This window comes from Niabella terrae (assembly GCF_054783135.1).
Genome location: NZ_BAAGRD010000008.1, coordinates 572,365 through 588,924 on the forward strand (window position 1 = coordinate 572,365; position 16,560 = coordinate 588,924).

The following is a 16,560-nucleotide window of genomic DNA, read 5'->3' on the forward strand; positions in this document are numbered from 1 at the left end:
CTGGATCAGGCGCTGGTAAACTGTCGGAGGAAGCGCAGGTCGTTTTCACTGAAAAGCCGGATATCATTGATGCCGTATTTAAGCATCGCCGGACGTTCCACACCCATGCCAAACGCAAAGCCGGAATATTTTTCGGAATTGATACCACAATTCTCCAATACATTGGGGTGTACCATACCGCAGCCCAGGATTTCTACCCATCCGGTCTTTTTACAGATATTACAGCCTTTGCCGCCACAGATAAAACAGGTGACGTCCATTTCCGCACTGGGCTCGGTGAAAGGAAAATAGGAAGGACGGAACCGGACTTTTACATCCGGGCCATACATTTCCCGTACAAAAAAATACAGGGTCTGTTTCAGATCAGCAAATGAAACCTGCTCGTCGATATACAAACCTTCTACCTGGTGAAAAAAACAGTGGCTTCTGGCACTGATGGTTTCATTCCGGTAGACCCGTCCCGGACAGATCACCCGGATGGGCAGTTTGCCTTTTTCCATTTCCCGGATCTGTGTATTGCTGGTATGGGTACGCAGCAGCCAGTCCACAGCGGCATTAGCGCCTGCATCAATATAGAAAGTATCCTGCATGTCCCGGGCCGGATGATGCGCAGGCATATTCAGGGCGGTGAAATTATGCCAGTCATCCTCGATCTCAGGTCCTTCAGCGACTGCGAAGCCCAGTTGTTTAAAAATGTCGATAATCTGGTTGCGCATCAGTGAAATCGGATGGCGGCTGCCCAGCAGGGTTTCATCGCCAGGCAGGGTAATATCAATGCCGGCGGTCTGCGGTCCCTGTTCATCCTGACCGGATTGCAGGGCGGCATATTTGGCCTCGGTAAATTGTTTGAATTCATTCAGCAGCTGCCCGGCTTCCTTTTTGTTTTCCGGCGCTACATGTCGCATTTCACCCATTATGGATTTTACAATTCCCTTGGAGCCCAGCCATTTGATCCGGAAGGCTTCCGTCGCTTCCACATTTTCCGGCCGGAAGGCTTCGATTTCAGCTTTATAGCCGGCGATCTTGTCTAACAATTCCTGCATAAGGCTGCAAAGATAAGTGATCCCGACAGATGGCTGAATACTGCCGGGCGGTAAATCCCTGTCCGACGGTACTCCTGAGTCGCACCGCTAAAAATTTTTATAGCGTTTTCAAAATAGGCCTATATTGCGCCTATGTCTTTAACCGATTTTCTTTTGCCCGTTAATTTGCCGGAAATTACCGGTGATGAATCCTATCAACAGGGCCAGATAGGCGCGACGATAGATTTTTATGATGAGCAGTTCCCCGATATCGAACTGGCAGATATCCTGTTGGTAGGTTGCGGCGAACTCAGGGGCAGCGGTATACTGAACGGCGATAATCCGGCACCGGATCTGATCCGGCGGCAGTTTTACAGCCTGTATTACTGGCACGACTCGGTGCGGGTGGCCGATATCGGGAATATCCGTCAGGGGGCTACTTATAAAGACAGCCTGGCTGCCCTCCAGGAAGTGCTTAAAGAATTAAATGCGCTGGGAAAGACCACCATCATCCTGGGCGGTTCACATGACCTGAGTCTGGCGCAATACCATGCCGGTGCCAATGCGGGTCAGTTAATTGAAGCATCCATGGTGGATGCCATGATCGACCTGAATATGGAATCGCCTTTCCGGTCGGATAATTTTCTGATGGAAATGTTTACCCAGGAACCCAATCACCTGCGACATTACAACCATATCGGTTTTCAGAGCTACCTGGTACATCCTGGTATCTTGCAGACACTGGACAAATTAAAGTTCGATTTCTATCGGGTAGGTCATGTGAAAGATGATATTGAGGAAATGGAACCGGCCATCCGTAACAGCCATCTATTTGCTTTCGACATCAATGCCATCGCTCAGGCTTATGCACCGGCCAATCTGCTGAGTCCAAACGGCTTTAATGGTGAGGAAGCCTGCACCCTGATGCAGTATGCCGGCCTCAGCACCCATGTCCAGACCATCGGTATCTATGGCTACCGCCCGGAAAAGGATCAGGAAGAACTGACGGCCAGGCAGATCAGTCATATGCTCTGGTATGTGATCGACGGCCGGTACCGTCGGTCACGTGAGGCCGCGTTAACCGACACGGATCATTTCAACGAGTACCAGATGGCCTTTTCAGAAATAGAGACTGCTTTCCTTCAGAGTAAGAAAACCGGCCGGTGGTGGATGCAGCTACCCGACGGGCAATATATACCCTGCAGCTACAAAGACTACCTGACAGCCGGAAAAAATGAAATCCCCGAACGCTGGTTCCGGGCACAGCAACGTTAATTCCAGGACCTTTAAATTTTTAAGCAATGAATCAACCCCGAATAATAAAGACAGGTATCTGCTCCTACGGCATGAGTGGTAAATTATTTCATGCGCCCTTCATTCAGGCCAATCCGCATTTTGAATTGTCCGCGATTGTCGAAAGACATAAAGAGGAATCCCGGGTAAAATATCCCGGATCGAAGCTCTATCGTTCTTTTGAGGAGCTGATTGCAGATCCGGACATTGAGCTGGTCGTGGTGAATACGCCGGTGCAGACACATTTTAACTATGCAAAGGCCGCACTTGAGGCAGGAAAATCAGTGGTGGTGGAAAAGCCCTTCACTGTTAATGCGCAGGAAGCCCAGGCCCTGGATGAGCTGGCCAAAGAAAAGAAACTGTTCTTATGCGTATACCAGAACCGCCGCTACGACGGCGATTTCAAGGCTATCCGGGATGTGGTAGGTGAGAACCTGCTGGGTACCCTCAAAGAAGCGGAACTGCGGTATGACCGTTATCGTCCGGGCCATAGCGGCAAGGATCATAAAGAAGGCAATAAGCCAGGGGCCGGCAACCTGCATGATCTGGGAGCCCACCTGATCGATCAGGCCATACAGCTTTTTGGTTTTCCGGAGGCCGTCTTCGCTGATGTATTTGCCATGCGCAATGATATGATCGCCAATGATTATTTCGAGGTCCTTTTGTATTATCCGCGGCCTTTCCGGGTGCGGCTGAAAGGAACCGTATTTGCCCGCGAGCCTTATTATGCTTTTATTATCCAGGGTGAGAATGGCAGTTTTATGCAGCAAAGGTCCGATTTACAGGAAGCGCGGCTCCTGGCCGATGAACTGCCTTCAATAAAAAGCTGGATTCCTACACCTGAAGGTCATGACGGTGTCCTGCATACCACCATTAACGATGCGCCGGTCCGAAAGACCACCCGCTCGGAAATGGGCAACTATATGGACTTCTATGAGGACGTGTACCAGTCCCTGGTTCATGGCGACCCCAATCCGGTGCCGGCTTCCCAGGGCGTACTGACCATGCGCATTATCGATGCCGCTTTGCGCAGCAACCAGGAGCAGAAAGTAATTGTACTCTAAATTTCTTTACCGAAAAGGGGACTTTGTCGGGGTGGCAGGGAACGGGCTGCTAAAGGCTGCCTGAGGATTACAGCCTGTTTGCCTGTAAATGGCGTTAGATGCCCAGATGATCACTTTTTTCCAGCCTTCTCTTACTTTGGAGGTACTTGTTGTGGACAATTTCCTGCATGGGCTTGCCAGCCACTTTACTTTCCAGCCAGGAAATGATATCCAGATAGGCCAGCGAACGTGTTTCAAATCGGTTGCCTTCCAGGTGCTGCACTTTTTCCAGAAAATGTTCAAATTCCGGACGCAATTGCCTGCTGGTAAATTTGAAGGAGTTTCTCAAAAACCGGAACATCTCCTGTTCGATCACTGTCAGGTTCTTCATCCGTGACATATATCGGAATACAGAACGGGTCAGGGAATCCATGAGCTCATGATTGCCCAGTTCGTAGTGCGCCAGTAAATGCATCAGTCGCGAATAACACTGCAGGTCGGTACGCAGTTCCGAAGAAGCGTCGTTAATGATTTTTTGCAGGTAATCGATACAGGTACTGTAATCCCCGGCCAGATAATAGAGCAGTGCAATTTTATAGGTGATCACCATTACCCGGTGGCGATCCAGGAAGAGTTCATATTCTTCCAGCTTTTCTTCAATCCGGTCAATCTCCTTGAGGCCTTCTTCAACCAGACCGGTAATATTATAGAAATTGATCTTGGCACTGGCGATATATACAAAAGATTGCACCGTAAAATTTTCATTTTCCTGCACTCTTTTGGTTTGGGCAAAAGCCTCAAATTCTTTCAGGACATTATGGAGCTCCCGGTAATTTCTAAGGTCAAAATGCGCATTCAGCAGGCTGTGATAGCCTTTGATCATATGGCCGGTCTCTACCCGCATCATCGCAGGTTTTTCTTTAAACAGATCCATCCATTTCTGGGAGTACCGGTAATACATCAGAAAGTCCTGCCGGATAAAGGCGTACCAGGTATAACTCTGATAGTAGTAGAGCCGTTCATAGAAACCTTCCTGTTGCGCGGAGCCGGAGGGCAGGGACTGGCGGAAGAATTTCTTAACCTTGTTTTCTTCATCTTCATTTCTGGCATGACCATTAGCAATAAAAAAGCCGTACATCTGAAGAGACAGATTGGACAAGCGGGTAATCATATCCAATTTCCGGTTGGCCTGGTTGGCTTCTTCTGACAAAGCTTCAATCCGGCTTTTGAAGGTATCGGTAACATTGAGGGCCTCAATTCTTTTCTCCAAAGAAAGCAAAAGCGGCAGGAAAAAGAATTTTTGGTTCAACTGGGCAATTTCCTTGGCTTTTTCTATGGCGCGCAGGCTCTGGAAAAAAAGGCCCTTTTTATAGAGAATATGCGCCGAATCAAAGAGTTCATTCAATTGAAGATCGAGGCTGTCGTTGGTTTTCAGCAGTCGTAAGCTGGCCAGTAATTCCTTGTATAAATGAGACTTGAGGTTGGACAGCTGGGGTTTGGTTACGCCCTTCATCTTTTTCAGCAGTACTTTCTCATCGTAAATGCTCATTTTATCCAGTACATCAAATAACTTGATGATTTTGAGGTCTTCATTACCGGAACTTCGGGTGATATAGAGCTTAAAATGCCGTTTTTCAGCCTTTTCTAAGGAACGAATGAGTTGGAATAGAATGTCGCTGGGTTTCTTCGGCATTTGTCGCAAATTTAATTCAATAATATATTCAGGTGCCAGAATCGCTAAAATATTGTTGAACGTAATGATAATTACGATAATAAATATCTCATTATCAGTAAATTGTTTATTATTTTTTGGGTTTGGGAATCAGGAACTTCGATTGAAATCGGTTGCATTATACCGCCTGTTCATCATACCTTTACCCTGTGAAGGATGACATAGCGGGCAGTATAAAATAGATTATTTAAGATTTTTCATATGGCAAGCAATCGTTAGAGGTCAGTCCGTTTCTACGGAAGGACCTTTTTTCTTAAAGGCGATGCAAAAAAAATCCGGGGCAGTCGACCCGGATAATACGATAATACAAATGGCAAGCAATCGTTAGAGGCAATCAATTAGAGGTCTATATTCACCCGGTTGTTACGTTTAACACCCGGTTTCTTATCTCAATAAAATTGTAATAAGGTTCGCTAAGGTAGGGGATATTTTATTACCGATTAACTTTTTCTTAGTATTTTTTTTGGAAAAACCCGAAAATTCGTTGATTATAATCAATATCCAGGACCTGATTTCAGGCCTTGGACATCTTTCAATAGAATCTTTGTAAGTCAGGAATAACGCGGCCTCGGGGTGGTTTTTTAGTCTTTTGATGTGAAAACATTAACACCAATTTAATGCAGAGACAGTTGATTTCCAGCTTATCTTTGTATTCTATTAGCAGGGCAATGTGGAGATAAAGAAAAGAGGAAAAAGTGAAGGTTTTGTTGCGAGAACATCGTCCAACTGAGATAAAAAGATTTTAAGATTTTTTCATATGGCAAGCAATCGTTAGAGGTCAGGCCGTTTCTACGGAAGGACCTTTTTTCTTTTTATCCCCTCTTTGATTAACTGTCCGCTGAGGCGCGCGGGCCCGACCTTTCTCATTTACAGTTTCTCGTATTTTTTAATTACGCTTTCATGTCCGGGATCGTTGCCCGATAATTCCGGGGCTTCAGATTTTCAAGCCCTGTCTGAAAATATTTTCCAATCGTACTTTGACAATAGGTGCATCTTTGGAATTATCGATTGATCCTTGCTTAATTATTATTAGCTCCTGGTTGTCCTGGCAGTTTTTCCATTTATTTTTGTACGGATGGCTCCTGTAAACAGGACCGCTTACTATTTTCAGTACCAAACAGATGCACGATGTACAGAATGCCTGCCCCGGCTTCCAGCGCGGTTCCGCAAAAGGAAGGTTCCAAAAACTTTTTTCGGGCCTTACCAGTTCCTGCATGGCTGCGACGGGCAGGAAGGTTGATCGTGTGTTATGGCTTTTTCTGGCTGTTGCCGGCAATAGAAGGAGATGGCGGCGGGCTACAGGCGCAGCCGGTTGTTTTTCCAGCCTACGGTAGTCAACAGGTCAATCCCGATACCCGACTGATTCTGCGCTTTCCGGGTGCGGTACAACTGATGAATAGGGGTCAGATTCGGGTGTTTGATGCAGCCACCGATTCTTTGGTGGATCTGCTGGATCTGAGCATAGCGCCCGGGCCCCGCAATACCCGTAGCCTGGCGCCCTATGATCGTTTTCACTATTCCCAGTTGCCGGATTCCCTGTATACCGTTAAAAATCCGGATACTTCCAGGTCGCATCCCTACCAGCAAAACTATATTGGAGGTAGCACCATAAACGATGCCTTTCATTTCTATCCGGTGATCATGCGCGACCGTCAGGCCATTATCTGCCTGCATAATAACCGGCTGCAGCACAACCGTACTTACTATGTGCAGATCGATTCGGGTATGTTTGTTACCGATGCAGGTTTCCGGGGCTTCAGCGGCCGGCAGGACTGGGTATTCAGTACGAAAAAGCAGCCACCCTCCTTAGAGAAAGACCGGTTTGTGGTGGCCGCCGATGGCAGTGGGGATTTCTCTACCGTTCAGGGAGCCATTGACTTTATGCCGGAACGACCGGACAGGAAGAAGACCATCTTTATCCGTAACGGTATTTATGATGAAATTATTTATTTCCGCAATAAGCGCCATCTTGCCATCATTGGTGAGGACCGTAAAAAAACCCTGATATGTTATGCCAACAACGGTGTTTTCAATACGCGAAAAATGAGTCCTGATCCGGCACTGGCGAAAGGATCACATAGTCTGAGGGCGGTCTTTGCAGCTGACCGTTGTGATGATATTGAAATACGGCAACTGACCCTGCGATCCCTGGGTGTACAACCGGCCCAGGCTGAAGCACTGCTGATCATCGGTCAACGGAATTTAATCAGTCAGGTAAACATTGAAGGCTCGGGAGATGCATTGCAGGCCACTGGTACCATTTACGTCGAAGATTCCCGGATTCAGGGATTTGGCGATAATGTCCTGGGTTATGGCGCTGTATTCTTTAACCGCTGCGATTTTGTATCCACCTACGGTCCCCATATATGGGTCCGGAATACACAGGCGAATCATGGCAATGTGCTGCTTGACTGTACCCTTCGAACCCTGGGCGATGTCAGCACCACGATCGCAAGGGCACCCGATAGTAACGGGAAAACTTACCCCTATGCGGAAGTGATATTGATCCGTTGCAAACTGGAGGGCATCCGGCCGGAAGGTTGGGGAAAAGTAGCAGCTGACCCAAGTCAGATCCGCTACTGGGAATACAATAGTACAAACCTTACTGATGGCCAGCCGGTTGCTGTGGATGCCCGACACCCCGCCTCCCGGCAATTGGGACCTGTAGATAAGCATCTGATAGAAAAATACAGTAATCCGGCCTATATTCTTAACGGCTGGCAACCCAATCCTGTCAAAAATAATGAATAGCTGTCCGGGCTGTTTTACCCGGTATTTCATCTTTAAGTTTTTTTTATGAAAAGCAGTTTTCTGTGCTTGGCATACGCCGTATTATATGTGTAGCTATCAAATAATCAATGCATTATAAGAAATAATTGGTCTTGGATATGATATAAATTCCCAATTATTGGAAAGGAGCGGCTAAAAAACGGACTTATCTTTGTGTAACAAATAACGAAGAGGTTATTTGGAGGAGCAGGAAAAGAGGCAGCGACAAAAAGAGATTTTTAAGATTTTTCATATGGCAAGCAATCGTTAGAGGTCAGTCCGTTTCTACGGAAGGACCTTTTTTCTTTTTACCCCTGCCCGAGTCTCCCATTTTCCTGATTCAAACCCTTATAATGGGACTGCTCCGAAAACCACAAGCGGCCAGCCGGACCTGGTCCCAGGAAAATATTCCATTTTTCATTTTCTATAAGGTCCCCTAAGAGGGTGCGCTGGTCTGCCAGCCCTGTTCGGGATCCAATGATGTCCTGATATCTGGTGGGGCCACCGGCTCCGGGGCCTTCGCCCTGATTCGGGGCGCTTCCAGCCTTACATCCAGATAATGGACCATTTCGGGATCATTGAGAAAGAAAAAGCAGGCCTGGGGCCAAAATTCGTTTCCCGGTGCTTCCGGCAGCAGATCAGTGCTATTGTCCTTGCAGTGTAGTAGCAGGGCATTTTTGGGCACCCAGCTGAAAAAAAGATTGCGCTGACGGATCTGTTCCAGCATAAAATCCAGACTATGAAAAGTGAGCCGGGATTCACCAAAATAAGCCAGCATCCGGGAGAGTTCTTCCTTTTTTTCAGCACTGATATCGACGCCTTCCGGCATTATAACCAACAGGTCGCAGGCGATCTGGCGCTCGTCGCGGATCTGGGATTTGAAAAATGCCGACCTGCTGGATGTGCTGATGGATTTAAAGCCAAAACAATAAATCATCAGAGGATCAAGTTGAGCGACCAGCAATTGTTTGATGCAATGCAGGGCATTCTGTTCCTTGTTTTTTAATTGGCAAATTGAATGCTTCATGATGGTATGTTTTACGATTAAAAATTCGGAGTTGCAGCACCGGACCTTACGTATTGCTGGCTGATCACTGATGCCGTGGCAATCAGCTGGCGCATCAGCTCCACAAAGGGCAGGATCTTTTCCGGTTCTTCCTCCGTGGTAATACTGGTACCGGAGAGGGCATTTTCTGTCCAACGGAGTAGTTGCTGTTTCCACTGACCCAGTGATGCCTGGTCAAAGAAGGACTTTAAGACAGTGAACGGGTCCCTGGTTGCAGACAGGGGCATTCTGGCGGCGGCTGGCTGCAGGTACTGCCGCAGGGCGCTTCCCGGGGCTGTATGGATCAGGTAGCAGCATTCGAGTAGCAGTTCGAGGCGGTCCAGGTAGAACAGGCAATTGCCGGGGTTGCCCTCCCAGCGAAATTCTTCATACATGGCGGCCCTGCATATCCTGTTGAAATAGTCTTTCAGTTCCTGCCCCGCGGGGGATCGGAATAAGTTAGCCAATTGCCGCAGCGGCTGTATACCCGCAGCAGGGTCCGCCTGCAGTTTCCAGGCAGTGCGGTTTAAAAAACAGGTATCATAAGGATTCAGCAAAACTTTCATGTCTTTCCATTTTTAGATGAGGGTCTGTACGGATTAGTTATACCGAAGTGAACTACCCATTGGCTAAAGACCAATGGGCTTCGTGCTTCACCGCAATTTGCTTACTGCTCCGAAAAGCTATAGGGCTTACTATCGCTCCACCGTGTACGCGCAGGTCCCTTACGAAGTTTTACATCTTTTACTAATAGTGTAAGCATACTGCAAAAAAAGATTCGTGCCTTAGATCACAAAAGCTTAAATACTTTTTTATTTTACGGCATGTTTTATAAAAAAGGTTTTATAATATGATTTACTGTATCTATCTATAACAGTAAATAGTAATTAAAAATATAAATTAAAGGTAAATATCAATCGTATTTATAGAAAAGCCATACAAAAATAAACTTTGAAAAATAAATTGCCAAATATTTTTTTAGTTTTTTTCTAGTATGTATCTTTGAATACATATTTTGTATAGAAAATTAAAACTATTGGAATGACTAAACTTGGATTATTTCTTGCACAGAAATCGGTAAATAAGTCGGAAGTGGCACGTCGGGCAGGGCTTTCGAAGGCAAGAATGAATGAACTTACCCTCAAGGACCGGTCTCATTTGCGGGCTGAGGAACTCTATCTGATCGCATTGGCGATAGACGTGGAGCCCAACGATTTATTGGAATATATCTGCGCCGATCTGATGCCGCGCAGCCAGGTGACCGTAGCTGCCGAGCGGGAAATGAGTTATAAGGCAAAAAAAGCCAGAAAGCCCAGAAAAACAATGAAATAGCCGAGCGCGACTGCCGGCTGGTCAGGTCAGATAGATGTCCAGGAGTCCCTCGGGGAGCAGGACATGGACGGTCTTTTTTTTATGATCAATGCGATCGGTGCTTGCTTCATGCAGGGGGATCAGCACTTCTTTCCCCTCGATCGTCAGCCGGCAGAGTAGCTGATGGGGTTGCTCGATGATTTCTTCAATTAATCCCAATTCCCGGCCCTGGTCAACCAGCCGGTAACCCAGCAACCGCAGGGGAGCCCCTTGATCAATATATTGCTGCATTTCGGGTTCAGGAAGCCAGACCGTCTGTTTGAGTAGCGGGCGCGCCTGCTCCGGCCGATCAATACCTTCCAGTTTCAACAGGGTTTCCCGGTCCGATCGGATGCGCGTGGATGCTACAAACCAGGGCAACAGGCTGCCCTTTCCATCTTTGATAAAAAGGGCTTTCAAACCTTTGAAAGCAGTTTTTTTGCCCATATCATGCAGCAGCACCAGTTCACCTTTCAGGCCGTGACTGCCGGCAATTTTACCGATGCTGATATATTTAAACGCGGACATGGGCCGAAAATACAGAATAAGCGTATGCAATCCGCCTCTTCCGGGTAAAGAAAAAGGCGGTACCGAAAATCGGACCGCCTGAAATCATTGTTCCATAAGCAAAAGTCTAAGCTTCGTTACCTTCAGCACTTGCTTCGGCTTCAGGTGCAGGGCTTTCTGCTTTAGGTTCAGCTACTTTTCTGGGTGCAGCGCTGGCTACTCTGCGTTTCGATTTGCGTTCGTCGATCGCTTTTTGCTGGCGTCTCTTGATATGCTCTTCATGTTCTGCACTCCAGGTTGTAAATTTCTGCATCGCCGCAGACTCATCAAATAATCCCAGTTTTACACCGCGTAACAAGTGCTTCAGGTATAAAACACCTTTAAAACTCAGGATCCGACGTACGGTATCCGTTGGTGTGGCACCTTTATTCAGCCACTCTAATGCTTTTTGACGATCCAGTTCAATGGTCGCGGGAATAGTCAGAGGGTTGTAAGTACCTAGTTTTTGGATGAATTTACCATCGCGTGGGCTTCTTGCATCAGCAACCACGATGAAATAAAAGGGCCTTTTCTTAGAGCCGTGTCTTTGCAATCTAATTTTAGCTGCCATTTTAAATAGAAATTTAAGGCGTTAAATAATAATTGTTAACTCCGCATAGGCCGTATTACGGCTTAATTGGGGGGTCAAAGGTAAACAAACTTTAATGGAAATGCAACTTAAAAAAAGCCGGAAAATTAAATTTCCGGCGCAATTTTACATATTCTTAAGAATTCAGGGGGCTGGAATTTCGACCGGCCGGGTTTAAGAACGCCGCATTCCGCCCATACCCGGCGGCATCATTTTACCGAAAGCCCCCATTTTATTCATATTTTTCATCATATCCCGCATCTGCTCAAACTGCTTCATAAAAGCATTGACCTCTGCGATATCCTTACCGCTTCCGCTTGCGATTCTCTTGCGGCGGCTGCCATTGATCAGATCCGGATTGGCGCGTTCTTCCGGGGTCATGGAATCGATGATGGCTTCGATTCCCTTAAAGCTGTCATCACTGATATCCAGGTCTTTAACCTGCTTGCCCACCCCGGGGATCATGCCCAGCAGGTCTTTCATATTCCCCATTTTCTTGATCATTTCCAGCTGGGCTTTGAAATCGGCAAAGTCGAATTTATTCTTGCGGATTTTTGATTCGATCTTTTTGGCCTTTTCCTCATCGAATTGCTGCTGGGCCTTTTCTACCAGTGAGGTGATATCACCCATACCCAGGATCCGCTGGGCCATCCGCTCGGGGTAAAATACGTCCAGCGCATCCATTTTCTCCCCGTTACTGACGAATTTGATGGGTTTGTTGACCGTGTATTTAATCGAAATAGCGGCACCGCCCCGGGTATCGCCATCCAGTTTGGTCAGTACCACACCGGTGAAATCCAGTCTTTCATTAAAGGCTTTTGCCGTATTGACCGCATCCTGACCCGTCATGCTGTCGACCACAAAGAGGATTTCCTGGGGCTGTACAGCCGCCTTGATATTGGCGACTTCAGTCATCATCTCTTCATCAATCGCCAGCCGGCCGGCGGTATCGATAATAACCAGGTTCTTGTTCTGGGAACGGGCTTCCTGGACAGCGGCACGCGCAATGCTGACCGCATCTTTATTTTCCGCTTCGATATGCACCGGTACACCGATCTGTTCTCCCAACACCCGTAATTGTTCCATGGCTGCGGGCCGGTAAATATCGGCGGCTACCAGCAAGGGGTGCAGGTGCTTTCTGGTTTTCAGGTAATGGGCCAGCTTGCCGCTGAAAGTGGTTTTACCGCTTCCCTGCAGGCCGGTAATCAGGATCACGGCCGGATTGCCCTTGGCATTCAGCGGGGCTTCCTGGCCACCCATCAATTCGGTGAGTTCATCCTGGACGATCTTCACCATTAACTGACCCGGACTGATGGCATTGATTACTTTTTCACCCAGGGCCTTGTCCTTGATCTTATCCGTAAATTCCTTGGCGATTTTATAGTTGACATCTGCGTCTACCAGGGCCCGCCGGATTTCTTTGACCGTGGTAGCCACATTGAGCTCGGTAATTCTTCCCTGACCTTTCAGGTTTTTAAACGCACTGTCTAATTTGTCCTGTAGATTATTGAACATAGAAACGCAAAATAGGCTGTTTTGTAAAAATGTTTGCAAATATACCGGTTTTACACGGCACCCAACCGGTCTGCGGTCTAATCAGGAGCAGCGCCGCACATCGACGGCCACCTGCAGGCGGTGCCGGCCGCTGCTCTGGATAATACCCCGTAAAGGAACGACATCAAAGTAGTTCCGGCCCCACCCGATGGTCAGGTAGCTTTCATCCGGATGCTTGTTATTGGTTGGGTCAAGATCAACCCAGCCCATTTCCGGTATATAGACGGCGCACCAGGCATGGGAGGCATCTGCGCCGGTTAATTTAGGCTGACCGGGCGGTGGCAGGGTTTCCAGGTAACCGCTCACATAACGGGCCGCCAGACCGACACTCTGAAAGCAGGCAATGGCCAGGTGGGCAAAGTCCTGGCAAACGCCTTTTTTTTCTTCCATTACGACGGTCAGCGGGGTAGAGATGGTGGTAAATCCTGCGCTGTATTTAAAATCACGGTAAATACGCCGGGTGAGGTCCATGGCCGCTTCATAGAGCGAACGTCCTGACGTGAAAGAAGCGGCGGCATAAGCCCTGATGGCCTCCGTGGCGGCCGTTACGGGCGTGGCAAAAGCGAACTGCCTGATCTCGGGGGCGGCGGGTGGTGCTGTCGCTGCGAACCCTTCCCCGGTGCTAATCCGGTCCCGGGCCAGCTCCCAGGGTTGCTGGCTGATACCACCCGACCGCCAGGGGGCAGGGCCGGTCTGTACCTGTGAACGAGCGGTGACGCGCAATTGCTGATGTTCCTGTTCGATTACAAAATAATGCACCTGGTTGCCAAAGAAATCGGAGTAGGATTCCAGCACCCGGGGTAAGGGATCCAATTCCAGATCAAAGCGATGGCAGGTCTGGACGGCGTTGCTTCGGGGTGCCAACCGGGCCAGGTTATGACAGACCGGCACCTGGTGGGAGTACTGGTATTCAGTGGTATGGGTGATCTCGTACAGCATTTAATCCGGCAGGACACCATACAGTTCTACAGGTGCCGCAGTATGTTTGAAATAAATGGTTGAAAAAATTTTTTGAAGCCGGCTCAGCTCCTGATCCAGGTCTTCCAGCATCCGGTGCAGCGCCTGGTAATGACCTTCGGTTCCTGAACGATCGGCCAATTGCCGGGCATCGCAGGCATGAATCCCGGCCGCTGCCTGTCGCAGCAGGTCTTCCAGGAGTTGTTTGGAACCATTACCGGAAGGTTCGGGCATGGCTTCGATTCGGATGCGGATCCGCTCCAGAATATAATTCAGGGAGCGGGGATAATTCGGGTCGAATACCAGCAATTCCAGCAGCAGGGGCAGTTGCAGCTGATCCCGGAATGTATATCGATAAGTAATCCGGCTTTGCTGGGTCTCCAGGACCAGACTAATGAGTTCCTTTTCCGTCTGTTCGCTTTCTCCGGATGCAAAACAATACCGTAAAAGCCGGGTAGTAAAGAAAAATTGTTCAAATTTCCGGCCCAGTTCGAGTACGGACCATTCCCGTTCCCGGCGGGAGCTCTCCCGGCTCATCCCTATAAAAGCATAGAGAGAAGTGTTGAGCTGGTCGATATCGCGGATCATCAGCTGGTGATTGTACCGGGCTTTTTCCGCGCGCTGGTCCCATTGAATATCCAGTTGCCGCACTACCTGCCAGGTTTCCTGTGACAGGAAGCTGCGCACCTGATGTACCACCCGGATAAAGGCTTTCAGGTTTTGTTTTAAACTACCGGTGCCGGTATCACTGTACAGCTGCTCCAGTAGCAGGGGCCAGGGTTCGTCTAGCAGGGGTTCATTGCCGGCTTCGGTAAAACCGGGATAGGTATACGTACAATGGGTGAGGGCCTGTAACAGGATCCTCCGGGTACCGGTCTGCAACCGGTCGTTGATATAATTGTGTTCGAGCAGGTACTGTACGACGGTTTTAATCAACCGGGCCTGGTGCATGACGCGCTGCACATAGCGCCCGGACCAGAACAGGTTTTCCGCTGTCTGACTGGGCAGGGCACCTTTTTCATAAATCGGTGTGAAATTACCGGCATGGTGGGCCGGTGTTCCGATGGCTGTGACCTGTGCATCAGCGACCGTGACCCAGGTATCCTTGCTGATGCCGCCGGTCTGGTTGCTGATAATAAAATGATCTCTGTCCAGGCTGGCCCGGCTCAGGCCGCCGGGCATGGCATAATAATGGTCGCCGTCGCGCAGCAGAAAACTGCGGATCAGGGAATGGCCTGCCTGCAGACGGCCGTCAGCCCAGCAGGGGGTGGCCGAAAAACTGATTTTTTCCTGGCCGGCAAAAAGATAGGGCGCAGCCTGTATCTCCCGGATCAGCGCCTGACGCTCCGCTTTGGAAAGTACCGCCCCGTTAATGGCCGAACGGGTTCCGGACTTTTGCCGGAAAATCCGGCGGATAATCAATTGGTCCAGATGTTCGGTTACATATTGCATTTCTTTGGGCTGACCACACCACCAGGTAGCAATGGAGGGCAGCAGCAGTTCCTCGTTCAGCAGGTACCGGGCCGCGCTGTTCAGAAAAGCCATCAGTCCCGGATTCTCAATCAGTGAACTGCCGGGGGCATTGACGATGGTCACATGCCCCTTGCGCAGGGCCTGCATCAATCCGGGGGTGCCCAGCAAAGAATCACCCCTTAGTTCCAGGGGATCGCAATACCGATCTTCCATCCGCCGCAGGATCACGTCGACCTGCTGCAGTCCTTCAATGGTTTTCAGCCAGACATATTGGTCTTTGACCATCAGGTCACTGCCCGACACCAAGGTGAAACCCAGTCGCACTGAAAGATAGGACTGTTCAAAATAAGTATCATTGTCGGGTCCCGAACTCAGCAGTACCACCCGCGGCGGCCGGTCTGTTGGCGGAGCCAACCGGCTGAGGGTTTGCTGTAAGCCTTCGAAAAAAGGCGTAATGGGCTGGACCTGCAGCCGGGTAAATAACTCCGGCATCACCTGGTTGATTACCGATCGGTTCTCCAGTGCATAGCCATAGCCCGAAGGCGCCTGACTCCTGTCACTGATGATGCGGAAAGCCCCGTCGCGGCTCCGGGCCAGATCGGCGGCATAAAGCGTCAGCCGGGAACCTTCAGCGATCGGAAGCCCCACACAATTGCGGATAAATCCGGGATGCATATAGATCAGTTCCTGTGGTATGATCCCCTGGTGAATCAGACGCTGTGGCCCGTAAAGGTCTGTAAGGAGCCTGCTTAAAAGCTCCGCCCTTTGGGCCAGGCCTTTGCGCAGGAAGTCCCATTGCCGGCCTTCTATCAGCTGGGGCAGGGGATCCAGCTCCCAGGGCCGGGTTTTTCCATCTGGCCGGTTGAAGATATTATAAGCTACACCATTATCCCGCAGCAATCGTTCCATTTCCACTGATCGGTCGCTGAGTTCGGCAGCACCCAGTTGTTGAAGGGATTCCAGCAGCCGGCCCCATTCCGGCGTCGGTCCGGAATTTCCGCTTCCCAACAGTTCATTATAGGAATCGCCAGAAGGCAGGTATTGTCGCAGCAGATGATCCAAAATAATCGCCCAAGTATTTGATGAATGAACGGCCAAGATATACAAATATATGGGGCGGCGCGTCTGATGAGGTTCCCCTTTTTAAAAATAAATTTTGATTGTTTGATAAATTTTATATAATTGCG

13 protein-coding genes are annotated in these 16,560 nt (G+C 49.0%); 4 read left to right on the top strand and 9 right to left on the bottom strand.

Annotation, left to right across the window (positions count from 1 at the left end):
* Positions 1-5: 5 nt before the first annotated feature.
* Positions 6-1,043, bottom strand: coding sequence for a phenylalanine--tRNA ligase subunit alpha (gene pheS / locus ACYVI9_RS10670; RefSeq protein ID WP_460764380.1), 1,038 nt, complete (start codon positions 1,041-1,043; stop codon positions 6-8).
* A 132-nt stretch (positions 1,044-1,175) separates the two neighbouring features.
* Here pheS and ACYVI9_RS10675 point away from each other — a divergent pair, with 132 nt between their 5' ends.
* On the top strand, positions 1,176-2,297 hold the full coding sequence (locus tag ACYVI9_RS10675) for an arginase family protein (protein WP_460764382.1): 1,122 nt from the start codon (positions 1,176-1,178) through the stop codon (positions 2,295-2,297).
* A 26-nt stretch (positions 2,298-2,323) separates the two neighbouring features.
* On the top strand, positions 2,324-3,379 hold the full coding sequence (locus ACYVI9_RS10680) for a Gfo/Idh/MocA family oxidoreductase (RefSeq protein WP_460764384.1): 1,056 nt from the start codon (positions 2,324-2,326) through the stop codon (positions 3,377-3,379).
* A 94-nt stretch (positions 3,380-3,473) separates the two neighbouring features.
* Here ACYVI9_RS10680 and ACYVI9_RS10685 read toward each other — a convergent pair whose 3' ends face one another.
* A complete protein-coding gene (locus ACYVI9_RS10685) occupies positions 3,474-5,051 on the bottom strand; it encodes a hypothetical protein (RefSeq protein WP_460764386.1) in 1,578 nt (525 codons plus the stop codon).
* Positions 5,052-6,218: 1,167 nt separating this feature from the next.
* On the opposite strand from ACYVI9_RS10685, the gene ACYVI9_RS10690 reads away from it, so the two are divergent.
* Positions 6,219-7,841 carry a pectinesterase family protein gene (locus ACYVI9_RS10690; RefSeq protein ID WP_460764388.1) on the top strand — a complete coding sequence of 541 codons (1,623 nt, stop codon included), beginning with the start codon at positions 6,219-6,221 and terminating at the stop codon, positions 7,839-7,841.
* A 454-nt stretch (positions 7,842-8,295) separates the two neighbouring features.
* Here the strand turns inward: ACYVI9_RS10690 and ACYVI9_RS10695 are convergent, their stop codons facing one another.
* The gene (locus ACYVI9_RS10695) at positions 8,296-8,886 is read right to left on the bottom strand and encodes a hypothetical protein (protein WP_460764390.1); all 591 of its coding nucleotides are present in this window, start codon (positions 8,884-8,886) and stop codon (positions 8,296-8,298) included.
* Positions 8,887-8,903: 17 nt separating this feature from the next.
* Positions 8,904-9,470, bottom strand: a complete 567-nt coding sequence (locus ACYVI9_RS10700) for a hypothetical protein (RefSeq protein WP_460764392.1) — start codon at positions 9,468-9,470, stop codon at positions 8,904-8,906.
* A gap of 475 nt (positions 9,471-9,945) precedes the next feature.
* Between ACYVI9_RS10700 and ACYVI9_RS10705 the strand changes: the two genes are divergently transcribed.
* Positions 9,946-10,236: a helix-turn-helix domain-containing protein gene (locus ACYVI9_RS10705; protein ID WP_460764394.1), complete on the top strand. Its 291-nt coding sequence runs from the start codon at positions 9,946-9,948 to the stop codon at positions 10,234-10,236.
* Positions 10,237-10,257: 21 nt separating this feature from the next.
* Here ACYVI9_RS10705 and rimM read toward each other — a convergent pair whose 3' ends face one another.
* The 5 genes from rimM to ACYVI9_RS10730 all read right to left on the bottom strand — a co-directional run bounded on the left by rimM (position 10,258) and on the right by ACYVI9_RS10730 (position 16,435).
* A complete protein-coding gene (gene rimM, locus ACYVI9_RS10710; protein WP_460764396.1) occupies positions 10,258-10,782 on the bottom strand; it encodes a ribosome maturation factor RimM in 525 nt (174 codons plus the stop codon).
* A gap of 106 nt (positions 10,783-10,888) precedes the next feature.
* Entirely contained in the window at positions 10,889-11,371 is a 483-nt protein-coding gene (rpsP, locus tag ACYVI9_RS10715; protein WP_460764398.1) for a 30S ribosomal protein S16, read from the bottom strand.
* 192 nt (positions 11,372-11,563) lie between these two features.
* Positions 11,564-12,904, bottom strand: a complete 1,341-nt coding sequence (gene ffh / locus ACYVI9_RS10720; protein ID WP_460764400.1) for a signal recognition particle protein — start codon at positions 12,902-12,904, stop codon at positions 11,564-11,566.
* An 81-nt stretch (positions 12,905-12,985) separates the two neighbouring features.
* Positions 12,986-13,882, bottom strand: coding sequence for a transglutaminase family protein (locus ACYVI9_RS10725; RefSeq protein WP_460764402.1), 897 nt, complete (start codon positions 13,880-13,882; stop codon positions 12,986-12,988).
* Positions 13,883-16,435, bottom strand: coding sequence for a circularly permuted type 2 ATP-grasp protein (locus ACYVI9_RS10730; RefSeq protein ID WP_460764404.1), 2,553 nt, complete (start codon positions 16,433-16,435; stop codon positions 13,883-13,885).
* Between the last annotated feature and the right edge of the window lie 125 nt (positions 16,436-16,560).